Raw genomic sequence first — 19,432 nt, forward strand, 5'->3', positions numbered from 1 at the left:
GTGGCGGAGACGACACGGCACCACCTGCCGGTCCGAGGCGGCCGGTCCGCCACCGCACCGGCCACCTGGGGCCAGCGCAGCATCTGGACCGACATCGAGTACATGATGCCGGACACGTCCTTCTACAACTCGACGCTCTTCGTGGACGTGCCACCGGGGGCGTCCCGGGAGGGGGTGTTCGCCGCCCTCACCGCCACCGTGGCCCGGCACGACTCGCTGCGCACGCTCTTCCAGCAAGCGCAGGCCCCGGCGCCGTCCGACGCGGGGCCGGCGGACTCCGGAGCGCCGACCGCCGGCCGGGGGGCTCTGACACAGACGGTGGAGGCGGAGGGGAGCCTGGCCGTCGACGTCGTCGAGGCGTACACGGACCGCGACGACCTTGCCGAGGTTGCCGGCCGGATGGACGCCGAGGTCACCTCGCACCGCTTCGACCACGCGCGGGAGTGGCCGGTGCGGGCGACGGTCGGCGTGGTGGACGGGGCGATCGTGGTGGTCGGCCTGTGCCTGTCGCACCTCGCCGCCGACAACGGCAGCCTCCGCGTGGTGCGGCGGGACCTGGAACAACTGCTGCGCGTGGCCGGCTCCGCCGAGGGCGTCCGTGCCGCGGCGGCCGGCCTCCCGGCCCCCGGCCTCCAGCCGGTGGAGCTGGCCGAGGAGGAGGGGTCCCCCTCCGGACAGCGGATGCTCGACAAGGCCCTGGAGCACTGGCGCGGCGAGCTGGCCGCCATGCCGCCCACCGTCTTCCCCGGGCCGCCGCTGCCGCCGGAGTCCCCCGCTACCCGGCCCTGTGGCTGCGCTCGCGGGCCGTCGCGCTGGCCGCCGACGCGCTGGCGCTGCGGCACGGTGCCAGCAGCTCCGTCGTGCTGCTGGCCGCCACGGCACTGCTGCTCGGCCGGAACGGAGGCACCGACCGCGCCGCTCTGGTCCTCATCTCCGGCAACCGCACCGGGCCCGCGCTCGCGGGCTTCGTCGGCAACCTGGTCCAGGACGTCCTCGCCACCGTGGACCTTTCCGGCCCGACGTTCGGCGACGTCGTGCGCGCGGCCTGGGGCGTGTCCGTACGCGCCTACCGCAACGGCCGCTGCGACCGCGAGCAGTTCACCGCGCTGCGTGCTCGGGCCGCCGTCGAGCGCGGCTCCGAACTGGAGTTGACGTGCTACTTCAACGACGTGCGCGGCGCCACCCGTCCCGCCGCCGAGTCCTGCGACGCGGCAGGGGTGCGGGCCGCGACCACGAGGACGACCACCGGCGAGGGCCCCGGCACCGAGCGGGACAACCTGTCGTTCTTCCTGCGCGTCGGCGCGTGGGGACCGAACGACGAGCAGGTCGAGCTGTCCGTGCGGGCGGACTCCTGCCGGCTGCCGCGCGAGCGGATACGGGAACTGCTCAGCGGCGTGGAGGCGCTGCTGGTGGCGGCGGTGGAGCGGCCCGGCGAGCCGGTGGCGTCCCTGCTGGCCTCCCTCCCCGGCGCCGACGCGGACGTCTCACCGTCCGGGCCGGACCCCGAGCCCGAGGCCGCGACCGTGCCGGAGCCGCAGGCGCGACCCGTGGACGCGGGTGCCCTCGGGTGAGCGGCCCGCCCACCCTCCTGCCGGCCGGCCACGTCCACGTGTGGTGCGTCCCGCTCGACGCGCCCTCCGGCCCCGGCCCCGCACCGGGTGCCCTCGTCCGGGTGCCGGGGCCCGCGCCGGGGTCGCGCCGGGACGCCTCCGGCCTCCGCCGTCCGGCGGTCGGCGCGCTCCGGGAGCCCGGTGGCGCGACCCGGCGTGCCGCGCCACCGGAACGGGCAGCCCCGGACGAGCCGGCGCCGGACCGCGCCCGGCGGCCCGACCCGGGGTGCGCCGGTGGCGGCCCGGGACAGTGCGCCTGCGGGTGCGCGGGGCCCGGCGCGGTCTGGTGCGCGGCGGACTGGCTGGACGCCGAGGAGCGCGCGCGGGCGGCCCGCACCGCGCCGGGGGAGCCGCGCCGCCGCTACGTCCACTCCCACGCGGCGGTTCGGATGATCACGGCCGGGTACCTCGGCACGCCGCCTGAGCGCGTGGTGTGGCGGCGCGGCCCGAACGGCAAGCCGGTGCCGGTCGTGGACGGCGCCGCGCTGCATGTCAACCTCTCCCACTCCGGCGGCCTGGCGCTGTTCGCGGTGGCCCGCCGAGAGGTGGGGGTGGACGTCGAGGCGGTGCGGGTCGTGCCGTCGGCGCTGCGGCTGGCCGCCCGGTTCCTGCCGGAGGAGGAGGCGGCGGCGGTCGCCGCGGCCGGTCCCGGCAGGTCGGGGATCCTGCTGCGGCTGCTCGCCCGCAAGGAGGCGTGTGTGAAGGCGTCCGGCGGGCGGCTGACGCACGGGTTGCGGCTGCCGGTCGGCGAGCCGCCGACCCCGGACGGCTGGCGCCCGGTCGCGGGCACCCCGGGCGGCGGACCGGGGCCGGGTCGGTGGAGCGTGCGCGACCTGCCCGTACCCGCCGGCTACACCGCGGCCGTGGCTGTCCTGGGCGCGGGCCGGCCCCGGCTGTCGGTGCGGACGTGGACGGGCTTCCCGTCGCCGTGAGAGAGCCGGGAGGACTACCGGGAGGCCCCGGTGCGCCGGGCCGCCGTGCAAGCGGAAGGCGGCGCGGAGGCCGGCGCGGCCGGATGACCGGCGCCAGGCCGTCGCACCGCCGGGCGCCGATGGGGCGGATCGGTGTGGACGGCATCGGATCCATCGCCAAGCCTCCTCCCTGTCAGGGAAGTTACCGGCGGTGGCCCCCTCTTTCGATCTTGACGGTTCCAATGGCCCAACCTAGATTGGGAGCGCTCCCATATGTGCTGGTCCGTGCCGTTGAGGCCGTGCCAGACCAGGGAAGGAACGGCCCCTCGTGGACGGGCGTCGGCGACGGGCGATCACGGCGCCGCGCCTCCGGTCGGCGGGCGGCTCACGGGCCACCGCCCGATGTGCCGCAGCTCTGGTCCATCCCGAGCGGGAGTACGTGCCATGTGGTGAAGCCAGAGCACACGTCAGGCGTCAATCCGGACGCTGTCCGGCATGGGGGAGCACGATGCAAATGGTGCAAACGGAGAGACAGCTTTCCCGGGCCGCGCGCCCTGACGCTGTCCATGTGACCGTGGTCATCAGGGACCCGGTGGTCCGGGGCGGCCTGGAGCTGCTGCTGGCCGGCCTGCAGGTGGTGGGCACGCTCACGGTGGGCGAGGAGCTTCCGGAGGACGATCCGGGGGCGCGCAGGCCGCCGGGCGGGGTCGTCATCCTCTCGGCGGCGGACCGGGGCTGGACCGGGGTCCTGCGGCAGGTGCTCGACCGGGGCCCCGACAAGGTGCTGGTGCTGCTGGCCGAACCGGAGGTGCCGGTCGGACTCGACGGCACCCCCGTGGACGGGTTCCTGCTCCAGCAGGAGACGGACGCGGTGGCGCTCACCGCCGCGCTGAGCCAGGTGGTCGTGGGCGGCATGCCACTGCCGGCGCCGCTGGCCCGTCAACTCCTCGCGCAGGCGGCCGCGGTGCCGCCCCGGCGGCCCAGGCTGCTGACCACACGCGAGCAGCAGGCGTTGGAGCTCCTCGCCGACGGCCTGAGCAACAAGCAGATCGGCCGCCGGCTGAACATCTCCGAGCACGGCGCCAAACGCCTGGTCACCTCGCTGCTGATCAAGCTCGACGCGCCCAACCGCACCCGCGCGGTGGCGATGGCGCTCCAGGAGGGGCTGCTCGGCGGCCTCTGACAGCCGTCCCGCCAGCTCGGCCCCCTGTTCCACCCCCTTGTTCTGCTCGCCGGCCCGCCGGCCGCCGCACGCGTGCGGGCCGGGGCGCGGTGCCTGCCTGTCCAACGCCCTGACGTGGTGTGATCCCTTCTCCGCGGCCCCGCCGCGCCGGGTTCCGTCATGCCGTCCGCCGGCGCCGACCCGGGGGCTGTGCGGGGGAGCCGCCCGACCACGTCGCTGATCAGTCGCGTCCGCCTGGACACGTCAACAACGCCACAGACTGGAGCACGCCCATGGAACGGACCCTCATGCCCGACGCCGCGGCCACCGAGGTCGCGGCCACCGACACTGCGGCCACCGACGCCGCCGCGCCGGCCACCGACGCGGAGCCCTCGCTGCCGGAGCTGCCCCTTCACCGCGAGTGCCCCTACCGGCCGCCGTCCGGCTACGACGCGCTGCGCGAGGAGGGGCCGATGACCCGGGTGCGCCTCTACGACGGCCGGCCGGTGTGGGCCGTGTCGGGGTACTCGGCGGTGCGCACGCTGCTCGCGCACCCGGCGCTCTCGGTCGACCGGCGCAGCGGCGACTACCCGCTGCCGGTGAAGCCGATGAGTCAGCTCCGCGAGGCCGGGGCGGTGACCTTGGAGGCGCTGCTGCGCACCGACCCGCCCGACCACGCGCGCCAGCGGCGCGCGGTCATGGGCCCGTTCACCGCCGGCCGCACCGCCGAGCTGGAGCCGCGGGTGGAGCAGGTCGTGGCGGAGCGGCTGGCGGCGCTGGCGGGCCCGGCCGCCACAGGCGAGCAGGTGGACCTGCTGGAGGAGTTCGCCCGGCCGGTCGTCTCCACCGTTCTGGCCGACGTGCTCGGTCTGCCCGAGGCCGAACGCGACCGCTTCCAGCGGGCGACGTTCCGCCACTTCAGTCCGGTCAGGGCGGTGGCCGGTTTTCTGGACGAGCAGATCGGCGCGCTGCTCCCAGCCGCGGACAGCCCCTCGGCGCCGGAACAGGCCCCGAAGCAGGCCCCGAAGCAGGCAGCCCCGGACCAGGCACCGGAGGCTGCGAGTGCCGCCGCGCCTCCCGCCGGTCTGCTCGCCCGCCTCGCCGAGAAGGTCGCCGAGGGCGTGCTCGACCGGGCCGAGGCGGTCAACTGCGGCATGGCGCTGGTGCTCGCGGGTCAGGACCTGACCGCGAACACCCTGGTGATCGCCGTGCTCACCCTGCTGGATCACCCGGAGCAGCTCGACATCCTGCTGCGGGAGCCGGAACTGTGGCCGGGGGCAGTGGACGAGCTGCTGCGCTTCATGCCGTTGACCGGTGGCACCCCCAGGGTGGCCGCGAAGGACGTGTCCATCGAGGGGCTGGGCACCCTGCGGGCCGGCGACGGGCTCATCCTGCTCAACCCGGCCGCGAACCACGATCCGGCGCAGTACGAGTCGCCGGGCGCGCTGGACGTCCGCCGCCCCGCCCACGGGCATCTCGCCTTCGGCCACGGCATCCACCTGTGCGTGGGCCAGCACCTGGCACGGCTGGAGATGGTGGTGGCGCTGCGGGCGCTGTTCTCGCGCTACCCGGCCATGCGGCTGGCCGTACCGGCCGAGGAGATCAGGGCGAAGCAGGGCGTGGTCATCGGACTCGTCGCGCTGCCCGTCCTGCTGGAGGCCGGCCCCACGGAGGCATGAGCGGGGCCCGGTCCGCCGTTCCGGTGCTCCGCCCAGCCCACCGCACGGTCGGGACACCGGAACGGCGCGGACCCGGCCGGGACTTCGTCCTGGCGTCCCCCGCGGTCCACGGTCTCCTCGCCCTCACCGGCGCCGCTCTCCTTCCGTCGGCGTGCCTCCTCGGCGGCCTCCCGCGCCTTCCTGTGCCCGTCCTTCGACCTTGCCACGGCGTTCCCCTCCCGGAGGGACGCGTACCCGTCCAGCCGGTGCCCAGGCCGGCGGCCCCGCGCGCCCGCACAGACCCCCCACAGGAGACAGGTGCCCCAGGCCCCGAGGGTCCTGCGGCCGGCGATACGCCGCTCAGGAGCCGTGTGCGGGGGAGCGGGCGGGGGCGCTCCGCGGGCGGGACGCCGCGCGTACGGCGGCGGCCACGTCGGCCGAGGTCGGGTCGGGTAGCGCGGTGGTGTTCGGAAGTCCGACGGGGCTTCCGGTGGTGAGGAAGCGCTGCGCCGGCTGCGCCTCGGCTGCCTGGGCGATCGCCTGGTCCAGCCGCGGGCCGGCGGAGACGATGAGGCCGCACTGGCGCTGTACGAGGCTGTCGACGTAGGGGAGCAGTTCCTTGGCGGTGCGGGCGCTCGCAGGAGTGACGATGCGCTGGGAGTTGACCGCGTCCGTGCGGGCCGCCTCCTGGAGGCCGGCCCAACTGGCCCGGGCCGCCGGCTGATCGGGGTCGCTGGTGATCAGACAGGCCCGGAAGCGGCGGGAGATGTTGTCGGCGGTGACGCGCGTGCCGTGGGAACCGCCGGTGAGGAGGACGCAGAGTGTGACGGCCGCGCCCACCGTGACGAGGGCGATCACGGCTGCTGCCAGCAGGAAGCGCCGCGAACGGTGGCGCAGTCTCAGGGACGGCATCATGGGGCTCTCCGGGTCGGTCGGCGGTCACCCGCCGGGGTGGTCGTAGGGGCCGGTTCGGGGCCGGTCAGCGGCGCGCGGTCTTCGACGCGCCGCGCTTCCGGCCGGGTTGCGCGGTCTGCCTCGGCGTCCTGGCCGCGCCGCCGCCCGTCGCCGCGCCGGATCTCCCCTTCCGCGCGGCCCCGGCCTGCGGGCGCGTCGGCCGCTTGGCGCCCTGGGCGCGGCCGGACCGGTGCCGGCCGGCGCCGGTCGCCGCCTGCGGCGGAGGACGATGACGGTGATGACGGCGGCCGCCGCGACCGCGAGCCCCGCGGTGAGGGCGGGGCCGGCCCACCCCCGACTGTGGTGGTGGGCCGCGCCACCGGTGGCGGGCGCGGACAGCAGCGGGTTGGCGGGAGGGCCGTCGACGGACGCGGGTGCCCGCAGTGCGGCGAGCGGGTCGAGCGAGCCGTAGCCGAACTGGTCGCTGTGGGCGGGCTGTCCGGCGGCGCGGTGCGCGGTGGTGATGAGCCGCCGGATGCTCTGGCCCGCTGTCAGCTCCGGGTGCGCGGACCGGACGAGGGCGGCCGCGGCGGAGACATAGGCCGCGGCGTAGCTGGTCCCCTCGGCGTCGACGTACTGGCCCCGGTCGCCGGCGGAGTAGACGCCGGTGGCGGGAGCGGCGAGGGTGCTGTGCGGGCCGGACTCGCTGACGGGCCAGAAGGCCCCGGTTTCGGTGACGCCGGTGACATCGATGACACCCGGGAAGGCGCCCGGGTACTGGGGCGGGTTGCCGTTCTGCCCGTCGTTGCCGGCGGAGGCCACGAGGACGGCGCCCTTGCCGAGCGCGTAGTCGACCGCCTGCCGCAGCTGCGGGTCCGGGGTCGCGGTGCCGAGGGAGACGTTGATGACCTGGGCGTGGTGGTCGGCGGCGTAGGTGATGCCCTCCGCGAGGGTGACCGCCTCGACGTCCGAGCCGAGGGAGATCCGGACCGGGAGGATCCGGGCCTGCGGGGCGAGGCCGGTCATGCCGGTGCCGTGCTCGGCCTTGCCGGTGCCGGCGATGATCCCGGCGATGGCGGTGCCGTGGGAGTCGCTGGACGTGTCGGTTCCGCCGTCGCCGTGGTCGCCCAGGAAGCTGGTGCCCGGCAGCACCCGGCCCTTCAGGTCCGGGTGCGCGGAGTCGACCCCGGTGTCGACGACCGCGACGGTGACACCCCTGCCTTGCGAGAGCCGCCAGACCTGCTGGGCCTGGAAGTGGCTCTGGTCCAGCGGCCATTCGGCCTGCCGGATGGACCCGGCGGCGTCGGCGGGTGCCGCCGCGCCGACGGCGAGGAGGGCCAGCACGCCGGCGAGGACGAGGGCAGCCGTCCCCGTTCGCGGCGTGCGCGCGCGTGGACGCGGGGATATCCGCGGTCCCTGTGACGGCATGGGTCGGCTCCTTGCCCGGCGTCGGTGTCGTGGGGCCACGAGGTGCTGTGACCTGGACGGATTGTGGTTGTACCACAGCCCCTTCGCAGGTGATCGGCGGCGGATGCGCGGGTTACGGGAAAGCCCTGTCCGGTCGACGTGCAGGTTGCCAACTCACCATGTGATTGCCATGGTTCGGTCAAATCAGGTGAGGAAATAGCTCGTGAAATGCGCCATTAGGCCGCCAAATTGTTCCACTTTTTCTTCACAACGCCATTGCCGATCACTTGCGTGTCATATACAACTCACCCGCCGCGTCTTTCTGTTGGGGACGTGACTGCCGATGCCTTGGGGGGTGGCCATGCGGCGCATGGCTGGGTGGGGGACGTCTGCGCTCGTGCGCGGTCTGGCCCGACTGGTGACACTGCTGTGCACGCCCGTTCGCCGGGGCGGCCGCTGGCTGCCGGCGGTCGTGAGCGGCCTGCTGCTCGTGGTGCTCGCCACGCAGCCCGCCGAGGCCGTCATCGCCGAGCACGCGACGCGGGCCGGGGCGCCCGTACTGCCGCACCAGCGGGGCGGGTCGGCCGCCGGGTTGCCGCACCAGACCGGGTCTGCGGTCACCCAGGGTGCGGGCAGCGGCAAAGCGTCGAAGGCCGCGGCGGTACCCGGAGCCGTGCCCTCCGGCACCGCACCCGAGCGTCCCGGCACGGCGCGGCTGTCGTACACCGGGCCGAAGGCGGCGCCCGGGAAGACGGTGAACCCCCCGGCATCCGTGCGCGCCGACCTGCTCAGGAGCCGGACGAAGGCCACCGAGCCGCCCGCCGCCGAGCAGGGCGACCCGGGCCTGCCGGGCCCCGCGGCATCGGGGACGGAGGTCACGGCGGACCGCACGGCGGACACCTCGGTCTTCCAGAACGCCGACGGCACGCTGACCGCGCGCGTCTACAGCCGCCCGGTGCACTACCGCGCCGCGGGCGGCGGCTGGGCGGACATCGACACGACCCTGGCGCAGGGCTCCGACGGCCGCTGGGCCGAGCGCGCGGACTCCCCGTCGGCCAGCTTCGCGGCCGACGGCGGCGACACGTCGCTGGTCTCGTACGGTCCCGGCGCCGACGAGAAGGTCAGCTACGGCCTCCAGGGCGCCAAGGCGGTCCAGGGAAAGGCGTCCGCGAGCTCGATCACCTACCCGGGGATCGCGGCCTCGTCGGACCTCACGTACGAGGCGACCGCGTCCGGCGTCAAGGAGACGCTGACACTCCACGACGCCTCGGCGCCGACGACCTGGCTGTTCCCGCTGCACCTGACGGGGCTGACGGCCTCACTCGCCTCGAACGGCAGCGTCGAGTTCACCGACTCCTCAGGGGCCGTCCGGGAGACGATCCCGCACGGCTTCATGGAGGACGCCGCTCGCGGCGCCGTCTCGGGCGACGGCGCCATCTCCACCGGGGTGGAGTACAGCCTGACCACCACCGCCGACGGCGAGCCCGCGCTGCGGGTGTCCCTGGACTCCGCCTGGCTGCACTCCGCGGACCGCGTGTTCCCGGTGAAGGTCGACCCGACCAACCTCAACGCGGCGTCGAGCACCTACGTGGAGACGCCGTACGACATCAACTTCTCCACCGAGGACACCCTCAAGGTCGGCTCCTACGACGGCGGTTCGCACAAGGCCCTCAGCTACCTGCTGTTCGGCTCCTTCGGGAGCACGTTCAAGAACGACTACATCGAGAAGGCGTCTCTGGACCTCGACGACGTCTGGTCCGGCGGCTGCACGGCTGAACCCGTCGACGCCCACGCGATCACCAGCTCGTGGAGCGTCGGCTCGATCGCCGCCTACCCCGGCCTGTCCTACGGCTCCACCATAGGCACCAGCAGCTTCGCGGCCGGTTCCAGTTGTGGCGGCTCGGCCTGGCACGGCATCGACATCGGCGACAACCCGTCCGCGGCGGGTGTGAAGCTGCTGGAGGGCTGGGCCCACGGCGGCGCCAACCACGGCATAGCGCTGACCGCCAGCACGTCGACCGTCGCCGCGTGGAAGCAGTTCGCCTCGGTCAACTCCAGCTACCCGCCCTACCTTTCGGTGACCTACAGCTCCTACGGCGCCGACTACTCGATCCCGAAGCAGACCTACACCGAGCCGACGGACAGCGCCAAGGGCTCGATGAAGGTCACGGTCACCAACCGGGGAACGGCCGCGTGGTCCACCTCCGCGAACAAGCTCGCGGCGGACATCTACTCCACGTCGTGGGCGAAGCTCACCACCAACGCCACCGAGACCGCCGTCCCGTCGGCGGTCGCGGCGAACGCGACGGTCACGATGACCGGCTCGATCCCGGCTCTCGCGCCGGGCCAGTACTACGTGTGCTGGGACATGCTCAACGGCAGTACGTCGTTCTACACCAGCTACGCCGTCCCCGAGGTGTGCTCGGAGATCACCTCGGCCGACACCCCGCCGCAGATCGACTCGATGTCACCACCGGGCGACTCCGTGCTCGGCTCGATCTCCCCGCAGCTGGCCACCTCCGGGCACGACCCGGACAGCTTCCCCGGCAGCGCCCTGACCTACGACTTCCAGGTGTACACCAACCCCTCCTCGGGGACGCCGGCCATGGTCGCCGACTCGGGATGGGTCAGTACGAAGCAGTGGACGGTACCCGTCGGCGACCTGGCGTGGAACCAGTCGTACTACTGGATCGTCGCCGACAGCGACGGTGACGCGGCCAGTGCCTGGTCGGATGCCTCACCGTTCTCCACCGCGGTCCCGCAGCCCCTGATCACCTCGCACCTGGGAGCGGGCGCCGGCAGCGACTCCGGGCGGAGCTTCGACCCGCAGGTCGGCGACTACACCACCTCCGCGACGGACGCCTCCGTGGCCGCGGTGGGCCCCGCGCTCGACGTGTCCCGTACGTACAACTCGCTCGACCCGCGTACCTCGCTGCTCTTCGGCGCCGGGTGGTCCTCTCGGTACGACATGACCGCGCAGCCGGACAACGACAGCTCCGGCGGCGTCGTGGTGACCGGGGCCGACGGGCGGCAGGAGCGGTTCGGCCGCAACAGCTTCGAACTCGACCAGATCGCGGGTGTGGGCGACCAGACCGGCGACGGGGTGGACGACGCGGTCGCCGTCGACCAGAGCACCGGAAAACTGTGGCTGTACAAGGGGCCGGACTACTCGGCGCTGTCCCGGATGCAGATCGGCAACGCCGGCTGGAACGGCATGAAGTGGCTCACCGGCGGTGACGTCAACGGCGACGGCATCGGTGACCTGATCGGCGTGCACACCGCGGACGCCACCCTGCGCATGTACCCGGGAACCGCCGGCGGCGGCCTCGGCACCCCCGTGCAGATCGGCAACGCGGGCTGGAACGGCATGGCGAACCTCGCCCTGACCGGCCCGCTGGGCAGCGACGGCAAGAAGGACCTGGTCGCCTCCGAGATCTCCACCGGCGAGCTGTGGGCGTACCCGGTGAACAGCGACGGCACCCTCGGCACCCGCATCGAGATCGGCGACGGCGGCTGGAACGGCATGACCGAGCTGATGGGCGGCGACTTCAACGGCGACGGCCACGGTGACGTCGTCGGCGTCGAGATCTCGACCGGAAAGCTGTGGCTCTACCCCAGCTACGGGTCCAACGCCCTCGGCACCCGGGTGCAGATCGGTAGCAGCTGGGGGCAGATGGAGGACCTGGCGCCGGTCAGCGGCATCAGCGGCGACGGCACCGTCGACTTCCTGGCCACACTGAAGTCCAGCGGCGTGCGGTACCTCTACCACTCCGGTGCGAGCTTCGTCGCCAACACCTCCTACGCCGGCCCCACCAGGACGCCCACGGCCATGGCCGTCTACACGCCGGCGGCGGGCGAGTTCGAGACCTTCGGGCCGCTGGCCGGAGCCGCCGGGGGCTGGGAACTCCAGGACAAGTCCGGGACCACGTACACCTTCGGCCAGCAGGCCGGCGCGGTGTGGAAGCTGACCCGGATCACCGACCGGCACAACCGGGCCGAGACCCTCGGGTACAACACCGACGGCACCCTGGCCACCGTCACCAACGCGGTCAGCGGCCGAACACTGCACTTCACCTGGAGCGGCGGCCACGTCACCCAGGTGGCCACCGACCCGGACAAGGCCGGGGACCCGCCCGCGACCTGGACGTACTCCTACAGCGGCGACGACCTCACCGAGGTCTGCCCGCCCACCTCCACCACCGCGTGCACCGCCTACTCCTACACCGGCGGCTCGTCCTCCGGCTCGCACTACCGCTCGGCGGTCCTGGACGCCAACCCGTCCTCCTACTGGCGGCTGACGGAGTCCTCGGGCACGGCGGCGGCCAGCGAGGTCGCCGTCAACGAGGGCACCGACGCAGGGAAGTACTCCGCGTCGGGCGTCACGCTCGGCGCCGCGGGCCCGCTGCCCGGCTCGCCCACCACCGCGGCCACGTTCAACGGCACCGGTTACGTCACCGTCCCGTCGGCCGGCCTGCACGAGAACACCGACGGCCGGGCCGTGTCGCTGTGGTTCAAGACCTCCTCGGAGGGCGTCCTCATCGGCGACCAGTCGGTGTCCGTCAGCGGCGCGACCGCCGCGTCGGGCAGCTGGACCCCGGTGCTCTACGTCGGCTCGGACGGGAAGCTGCACGGGCACTGGTGGAGCGTCAGCGGCTCCGGCGGCACGGCCTTCGGGTCCGCGTCGGCGGTCAACGACAACACCTGGCACCACGCGGTCCTGTCCTCCGACGGCACCACGCAGACGCTGTACCTGGACGGCACCGCCCAGGACACCTTCACCGGACTGCCCAACGACCAGGCCAACACGACCACCTACATCGGCGCGGGCTTCACCACGACCTGGGTCGACTCCCCGGGCGCGGTCAGCTACTTCACCGGTCAGATCGCCGAAGTGGCCTTCTACGCGCACCCGCTGGGAGCCCCCGCAGTCCAGCAGCAGTACGCCGCCGGCAGCAGCCCGGCGCGTGAACTGACCTCCGTCACGCTGCCGTCGGGCAAGACCCGGATGGCCGCGACCTATGACGCGGCCAGGGACAGGGCCTCGCAGGTCACCGACGCGAACGGCGGCACCTGGAAGCTCGGCGTGCCCTCGACGACCGGGTCCGGCTCCTACTACCACGGCGCGGTGCTCACCGACGCGCCCTTCGACTACTGGCCGCTGTCGGACAGTTCGGGAGCACAGGCAGCCAACGCGGTTTCCACCACGAACGCCATCACGTTCGGTTCGGACGGAGACGCCGCCTACCACAACGTGACCCTCGGCGTGGGCGGCCCGTTCAGCGGCGGCACCGAGACCGCCGCGCAGTTCGACGGCACCAGCTCGTACACGTCGCTGCCCCAGGAGGTCTTCCCCTTCTACGGGGGGTCGGGCGAGGCGGCGCTCTCGATCGAGCTCTGGTTCAAGACGAGCACCGCGGGCGAGACGCTCTTCAGCTACCAGAGCGGCCCCATCGGAACCGCGCTGTCGGCCCAGTACACTCCCGCTCTCTACATCGGGGCGGACGGACACCTGTACGGAGAGTTCTGGGACGGCTACCTGTCCCCGATGGAGTCCACCGCCTCGGTGGACGACGGGGCCTGGCACCAGGCGGTGCTCACCGTGGACCTGGACGACCAGGAGACGCTCAACGTCGACGGCCAGCAGGTGGACACGCGCAGCGGCAGCGACATCCAGTTCACCCAGCCCTACGTCTCCCTCGGCGCCGGCTACCTCTCCGGCGACTGGCCGTCGCTTCCCGGCGCCAACCCGCAGGGCTACTTCAAGGGCAGTCTCGCGCAGGTCTCCTTCTACGACGAGGCGCTCGACACCGCCGCCGTCGCCGACCACTACGCCGCCCGCGGAGCCGCCTCCGGGTCGACACCCGTCACCGCCGCCACGGTGACCGATCCCGCCGGGAAGGCGATCACCTACCGCTACGACGCCGGCCACAACGAGCGGCTGCTCTCCACGACCAACGCCCTCGGGCAGACCTCCTCCTACGGCTACGACAGCGACGGCTACCCGTCCAGCACAGCCGACCCCGACGGCACCGTCACCGCCCTCACCTACAACACCCGCGGGGACGTACTCTCCCAGACCACCCGGGACAGCTTCGGCAGCGTGACCGGCTACTACGCCTACCCCGCGGACGGGACCTACGGCGTCACCGATCCACGCGCCGACGAGCCCACGTCATACGCCGATCCGCGGTCCTCCGGGCCCAGCGACACCACCTATGCCACGGCGTACACGTACTCGGCCAAGGGCGACCTGCTCACCAGCACGGACCCCGACGGGAACCGGTCCGTGGAGACGTACACCGACGGTACCGAGCCCGCGACGGACGGCGGTACCGAACCGGCCGGCCTCCTGGCCACCAGCAAGGACGCCGACGGCAACACCACGAACTACAGTTACGACGCGTCCGGTGATCTCGCCCGGGTGACCGCACCGACCGGCAGCGCGACCAGCTACGGCTACGACGCACTCGGCCGCCGGGTGACGGCGACGCAGGTCTCCGACACCTACCCCGACGGCGTCACGACGAGCTACGCCTACGACCCGGACAACCGCCTCGCCGGTCAGACCGGCCCGGCAACCACCGACGCGGTCGCCGGCACCACCCACACGCCGCAGGTGAGCTACGCCTACGACGACGACAGCGACGTCACCACCCAGACCCTGGCGGACACCACCGGCGGGGACGACCCCCGCACGACCTCGTGGACGTACAACGACCACGACCAGGTCAAGGAGGTCACCGACCCGGCCGGACGGAAGACCGCCTACGGCTACGACGGCTACGGCAACCTCGCCGAACGGACCGACCCCGGCGGTGACGACTACCGCTTCGACTACTCGCCGACCGGCGAGCTGCTGACCACCACGCTCACGAACTACACCGCCGACCCGGTCTCCCCGTCGTCCGCCACCGCCCTGGTACTGGACTCCCGCGCCTACGACCCGGCCGGCCTGCTGTCCACGGACACCGACTCGATGGGCCGGACGACCAAGTTCTACTACGACGAAGAACACCGGATGACGGCCAGTTGGCTGGAGTACCGGAACGACGACGGCTCCACCTCGGACAAGGAACTCCAGCAGTACGACTACGACGACGCCGGCCACGTCGTGACGAGCTGGCGCACCGACGACGACATCGAGACCGACTACACCGTCGACCCCGCCGGCCGCACCACCGGTGAACTCTTCGACCCCGACAACCTGAACACCTCCACCGCCAGCACCTACGACCCCGACGGCAACGTCACCTCCCGCTCCGTCACCCCCGGCACCCCTGACGGCCCCGGCGACGGCCCCGCCACCGACCGGACCGACTACGCCTACAACGCCCTCGGCGAGGTCACCGCCACCACCGTCCACAACGGCTCCGACACACTGGTCACCAGCAGCACCTACGACCAGCGCGGCGCGCTCACCTCGACCACCGACCCGCGCGGCAACACCCCGGGCGCCACCGCCGCCGACCACACCACCACGTACACCACCGACGAGGCCGGGCGGGTCACCCAGGTCGTCGAGCCGGTGGTCAGCGCCGAGAGCAACGGCGGCACGGCACAGCAGGTGCACCCGATCACCCTCCACGGCTACGACACCTTCGGGGACGAGACCTCCACCGACGACCCCGACGGCAACATCACCACGTACACCTACGACGCGGACGGCGAGCAGACCGCCGCGTCGGCACCGGCCTACACCCCGCCCGGCTCCACCACGCCGATCACGCCGACCGCGACCGCGGAGTACGACGCGACCGGCAAACTCAAGACCGTCACCGACGAGCTGCACCAGGTCACCCACTACACCTACGACCAGTTCGGCGACCTCGCGCAGATCCAGGAGCCCCCGGTCGACGGCCACACGCCGACCACGCACGCCATCTACGACACCGACGGCGAGACGCTCCAGGTCACCGACCCGACGGGCGCGGTGTCGGCGGCGACCTACGACGACCTGGGCCAGACCCAGACCATGAGCCAGGCCGTACGCCAGCCGACGCCGACCACCGCGACGACGACGTTCGGGTACGACGGCGCGGGCAACCAGACGTCGGTCAGCCTGCCGGGTGGCGAGACCTACACCGCGGAGTACGACCACGCCGGAGACCAGACCAGCGCGACCGACCCCCTGGGCCACACCACCGACTACACGTACGACGTCGAAGGCCGGCTGACCAGCACCACGCTGCCGGACGGCACCGCCACCACGCGGACCTACGACGAGGCCGGCCGGCTCACCGACACGGCCAGCCTCGACGCGACCGGCGGCACACTCACCCACAGCTCCTTCGCCTACGACGCGGCGGACGACCCGGTCGCGGCCACCGACGCCGACCAGCACACCACCGACTACGCCTACGACGCCCTCGGCGACCTGGTGAAGCAGACCGAGCCGGTGACGTCCACCTCCAGCATCACGACCACCTTCGGCTACGACGCGGCCGGCAACGCCACCCGCTACACCGACGGTGACGGCAACGCGACCATCACCACGTACAACACGCTCGGCCTGGCCGAGTCCAGCGTCGAACCGGCCACCAGCGCCTTCCCGAACGCCTCGGACCGCACCACCACCGTGGCCTACGGCGCCGACGGTCAGCCCCGCACCATCACCCGGCCGGGCGGCGTCACCCTCACCGACACCTACGACGCCGACGGGCGGCTGACCGCCCAGACCGGCACCGGCGCCGAGGCGGCCACCGCCGACCGCACGTTCGGCTACGACGCGGACGGCCGCCTCACCTCCACCAGCGCCCCGGGCGGCACCAACACCTACACCTACGACGACCGCGGCGACATCCTCTCCGCCGCCGGCCCGTCAGGGACCGCCTCCTACGCGTACAACTCCGACGGCCTGCTCAGCTCGCGCACCGACAAGGCCGGCACCGCCGCCTACACCTACAACGGCGACGGGCAGGTGAAGACCGCCTCGGACCCGCTCACCTCCGCGAACCTCACCTACGGCTACAACGAGGTCGGACAGGTCAACGACATCTCCTACGGGGACGCCGCGGCCGACCAGTCCATCAGCTACGACGCACAGCACCGGCTGACCGACGACACCCTCACCGCCCCGGACGGAACCACCGAGGCATCGGCGTCCTACGGGTACGACGACGCCGGACTCGTCACCTCCCAGACCACCGCGGGCACCGCCGGCGCCGGCGCCCAGACGTACGCCTACGACGACAGCGGCCGGCTCACCTCCTGGACCAACGGCTCGGCCACCACCGGCTACGGCTACGACGACGCCGGCAACCGCACCAGCGTCACCGCCGGCGGCACCACGACCACGGCCTCCTACAACGCCCGCGACCAGCTCACCGGCACCACCGGTGGGTCGGCCACGACCAGTTACGCGTACAGCCCCCGCGGCACGATGTCCTCCGTCACCGGTAGCAGCGGCACGGAGAACCTGTCCTACGACGCCTTCGACCAGCTCACCTCCGACGGCACCACCAGCTACAGCCACGACGCGCTCGGCCGCCTGGCCACCGCGGGCAGCAGCACCTTCAGCTACGACGGCACCGGCGGCTCGATCGTCTCGGACGGCACCGAGACCTACGGACGCGGAGCGCAGGGCGACCTGATCAGCGTCGGCGGCAGCGGCGGCGCGGCTCTGGCCTACGCCAACCAGCACGGCGACCTGACGGGCACCTTCACCGCGACCGGCACCGGCCTCGCCGGGTCGACCGCCTACGACCCCTTCGGCCAGACCACCGCCACGGCTGGAACACAAGCCGACCTCGGCTACCAGGAGGGCTGGACCGACCCGGCCTCCAACCGGGTGGCCACCGGCAGCCGCTGGTACGACCCCTCCACCGGCGACTTCACCAGCCAGGACGCCACATCCCAGGCGCCGTTCCCGTCGGCCGCGGCCAACCCTTACGCGTACGGCGCCGACGACCCGGTCGACAACGCCGACCCCAGCGGTGACAGTTCCTGCTCCTCCAGCCCGTACCACGCACCGTCGCCCACACCCTCGGGCTCGCCGGTGTCCGGTTCCAACTACAGTGCCGAGCTGGCCCGCTGGGCGAACACGCTCGCCCGCTGGTACGGCTACCTCCAGGTGGCGTACTCGATAGGCCGCGGGCTGCTGTCCGCCCTCGGCTCCATGCACGCCACGTCCGGCGGCTCGCACACCAGCACCCTCACCAAGATCCGCAACGCCGTCGGATCGGTCAACAGCAGCGTCAGCTCGTCCGTCGGAGGCGGCGCCCTCGGCAAGGCCGCAGGAATGACCGCAGCCGGTGTGGTGCTGCTCGGCTTCGGGGCCGCCTTCGCCGGATACGGCAGCTGTGATGTCTCCGCCACCCGGTACACGCCCCCGCCGCCCCGCCGCCCACGGCCGAGACAGGACTGCACGAGAACCCGGGCGCGCGGCCGACCGGCCAGGCCACCGGCCCCGGAACCACCCCGGAGCCCGGCACCAAGACCGCGAACACTGGCCCGGGGGTGGTCGCCCCGGTCACACCGGCCGGTGCGGCCCCCGCCGGAACGTCCTACACACCTGCGACCAGCGCCGCCGCGGCCACGACCGCGGCGATGACCACCGCCCCGACCAGCAGCCTCGGCAGCACCCTTCCCATCGACCCGAGCGCGGCCAACGGCACCACGCTGGTCAACCCAGCCGACGGGGGCGCGGGCCTGCCCAACACGCTCATCACCCCGGCGGACCCGGCGGCAGGCCTACCCACCACGCTGCCCACACCACTCGATCCACCGGCGCCCTTGACGACCCTGTTCCCGTCCGTTCCGCAGACGGGGAACACCCTGCTGAAACAGAACGCGTGGGTCAGCGTTCAACAGGCGCCACCCGGTTGGACCGTTGATGGAAGAGTTTCGGACGCCGCTGCCCTGCGGGACGACCTGGGCCAAGCCGCGACCGGTAACCTCAGAACCTCCGCCTGGACCGGCGCGGTACACCTGCCGACGGGCACCATAGCGGTGGGCTGCTCGGGCACCTTGCTGGGAGCCGCGCAGGGCCAGTGCGCGGAGCCGAACATCCTCGACGTGACAGGCTGGCATCCGGCGGATGTCCTGTTCATCCGCGCCATGCGTCGCGAGGACCGTGGTGACGGGATGGGTAAGATCTGGCAGGAGAAGGAGATCTGCGAGAAGTGCCAAGTCCGTTATCCGCCGGATAACTTCGTGGAGGGAGTCCTCTCGGACATAGATGGGGTGTGGAACAGGTGAGCGTCAGAACATCCGTCCTGGAGATCGGACGGCACGACTGGGCGTCCCTGGGCTGTTCATGCGGCAAAGGGGCAGGGCATCTTGCGACGGACCTCAAGGCTCTTCTGGAGGCGGCAGATCCCAACGAGGTCATGGGCATAACGCTCGACGGCCACGTGGAGGACTGCTCGCTGCTTTTCGAATGCGCCGTCCCCGTCGTCCCTGTGATCCTCCAGGCCCTTCAGGAAGACCTTGCCGGATTCGTGCGGGGCCATCTGCTGATCACCCTCTGGCGTATTTCCCTGGGCGACGTCCACGCCGACGAGCCAGCCGCCCGGCGGCGCGATATCCCGGGGGAGTGCCGGGCTGAACTTCTGCGAGGAATCAACGTTCTCTACCGCGAGGCTGTTTCCGGTGACACGGAGACGGTCCTGGAGATCCTGGACGAGGTCGAACCGGACCGAGACCGCCTTGAGTACTACCGCCGCGCACTGAGCGAGAGGCTGGAGAAACAACGCCGGCGCTCCTGACCGGCGGGCGGCGATTCGTGGTGCTCATCCTGTCCGGAACCTCCGGTTGTGAACCTGGAACGAGACGTCCCCGCTTCGGCCGGCT

The 19,432-nt window shown here is 72.7% G+C and carries 10 protein-coding genes; 8 read left to right on the forward strand and 2 right to left on the reverse strand.

Features of this window, described 5'->3' with window-relative positions; genetic code table 11:
• From BS72_RS36415 to BS72_RS09690, 5 genes are all read left to right on the forward strand, one after another.
• Positions 1 to 1,152: a condensation domain-containing protein gene (locus BS72_RS36415; RefSeq protein ID WP_157856191.1), complete on the forward strand. Its 1,152-nt coding sequence runs from the start codon at positions 1 to 3 to the stop codon at positions 1,150 to 1,152.
• Positions 1,053 to 1,571 carry a hypothetical protein gene (locus tag BS72_RS09675; protein ID WP_157856192.1) on the forward strand — a complete coding sequence of 173 codons (519 nt, stop codon included), beginning with the start codon at positions 1,053 to 1,055 and terminating at the stop codon, positions 1,569 to 1,571. Before BS72_RS36415 ends, BS72_RS09675 begins: the two co-directional genes overlap by 100 nt.
• Complete coding sequence (locus tag BS72_RS32125) at positions 1,568 to 2,542, forward strand: 4'-phosphopantetheinyl transferase family protein (RefSeq protein ID WP_051950875.1); 975 nt, start codon at positions 1,568 to 1,570, stop codon at positions 2,540 to 2,542. Before BS72_RS09675 ends, BS72_RS32125 begins: the two co-directional genes overlap by 4 nt.
• A gap of 547 nt (positions 2,543 to 3,089) precedes the next feature.
• Positions 3,090 to 3,704, forward strand: coding sequence for a response regulator transcription factor (locus tag BS72_RS37980; protein WP_051950876.1), 615 nt, complete (start codon positions 3,090 to 3,092; stop codon positions 3,702 to 3,704).
• A gap of 272 nt (positions 3,705 to 3,976) precedes the next feature.
• Positions 3,977 to 5,362: a cytochrome P450 gene (locus BS72_RS09690; RefSeq protein WP_051950877.1), complete on the forward strand. Its 1,386-nt coding sequence runs from the start codon at positions 3,977 to 3,979 to the stop codon at positions 5,360 to 5,362.
• A 339-nt stretch (positions 5,363 to 5,701) separates the two neighbouring features.
• Here the strand turns inward: BS72_RS09690 and BS72_RS09695 are convergent, their stop codons facing one another.
• Together BS72_RS09695 and mycP are read right to left on the reverse strand one after the other, a co-directional pair.
• Entirely contained in the window at positions 5,702 to 6,253 is a 552-nt protein-coding gene (locus BS72_RS09695; RefSeq protein WP_157856193.1) for a hypothetical protein, read from the reverse strand.
• A gap of 27 nt (positions 6,254 to 6,280) precedes the next feature.
• Positions 6,281 to 7,663, reverse strand: a complete 1,383-nt coding sequence (gene mycP, locus BS72_RS09700) for a type VII secretion-associated serine protease mycosin (RefSeq protein ID WP_078901193.1) — start codon at positions 7,661 to 7,663, stop codon at positions 6,281 to 6,283.
• Between the two features lie 376 nt (positions 7,664 to 8,039).
• Between mycP and BS72_RS09705 the strand changes: the two genes are divergently transcribed.
• Genes BS72_RS09705 through BS72_RS09715 form a run of 3 tightly spaced genes read left to right on the forward strand, consistent with a single transcriptional unit; the run spans position 8,040 to position 19,347 of the window.
• The gene (locus tag BS72_RS09705; RefSeq protein WP_037908694.1) at positions 8,040 to 18,191 is read left to right on the forward strand and encodes a LamG-like jellyroll fold domain-containing protein; all 10,152 of its coding nucleotides are present in this window, start codon (positions 8,040 to 8,042) and stop codon (positions 18,189 to 18,191) included.
• Positions 18,188 to 18,838: a hypothetical protein gene (locus BS72_RS09710; RefSeq protein ID WP_157856194.1), complete on the forward strand. Its 651-nt coding sequence runs from the start codon at positions 18,188 to 18,190 to the stop codon at positions 18,836 to 18,838. Before BS72_RS09705 ends, BS72_RS09710 begins: the two co-directional genes overlap by 4 nt.
• Positions 18,826 to 19,347 carry a hypothetical protein gene (locus BS72_RS09715; RefSeq protein WP_157856195.1) on the forward strand — a complete coding sequence of 174 codons (522 nt, stop codon included), beginning with the start codon at positions 18,826 to 18,828 and terminating at the stop codon, positions 19,345 to 19,347. The genes BS72_RS09710 and BS72_RS09715 overlap by 13 nt, the downstream gene beginning before the upstream one ends.
• The last annotated feature ends 85 nt before the right edge of the window (positions 19,348 to 19,432 follow it).

Source organism: Actinacidiphila yeochonensis CN732 (assembly GCF_000745345.1).
In the GTDB taxonomy this organism is placed as follows: domain Bacteria; phylum Actinomycetota; class Actinomycetes; order Streptomycetales; family Streptomycetaceae; genus Actinacidiphila; species Actinacidiphila yeochonensis.

Excerpts from the sequence above, each read along its gene's own strand:
- BS72_RS09690 (WP_051950877.1), top strand. The coding sequence starts at position 3,977 with ATGGAACGGACCCTCATGCCCGACGCCGCGGCCACCGAGGTCGCGGCC.
- BS72_RS09695 (WP_157856193.1), bottom strand. The coding sequence starts at position 6,253 with ATGCCGTCCCTGAGACTGCGCCACCGTTCGCGGCGCTTCCTGCTGGCA.
- mycP (WP_078901193.1), bottom strand. The coding sequence starts at position 7,663 with ATGCCGTCACAGGGACCGCGGATATCCCCGCGTCCACGCGCGCGCACG.
- BS72_RS09710 (WP_157856194.1), top strand. The coding sequence starts at position 18,188 with ATGACCACCGCCCCGACCAGCAGCCTCGGCAGCACCCTTCCCATCGAC.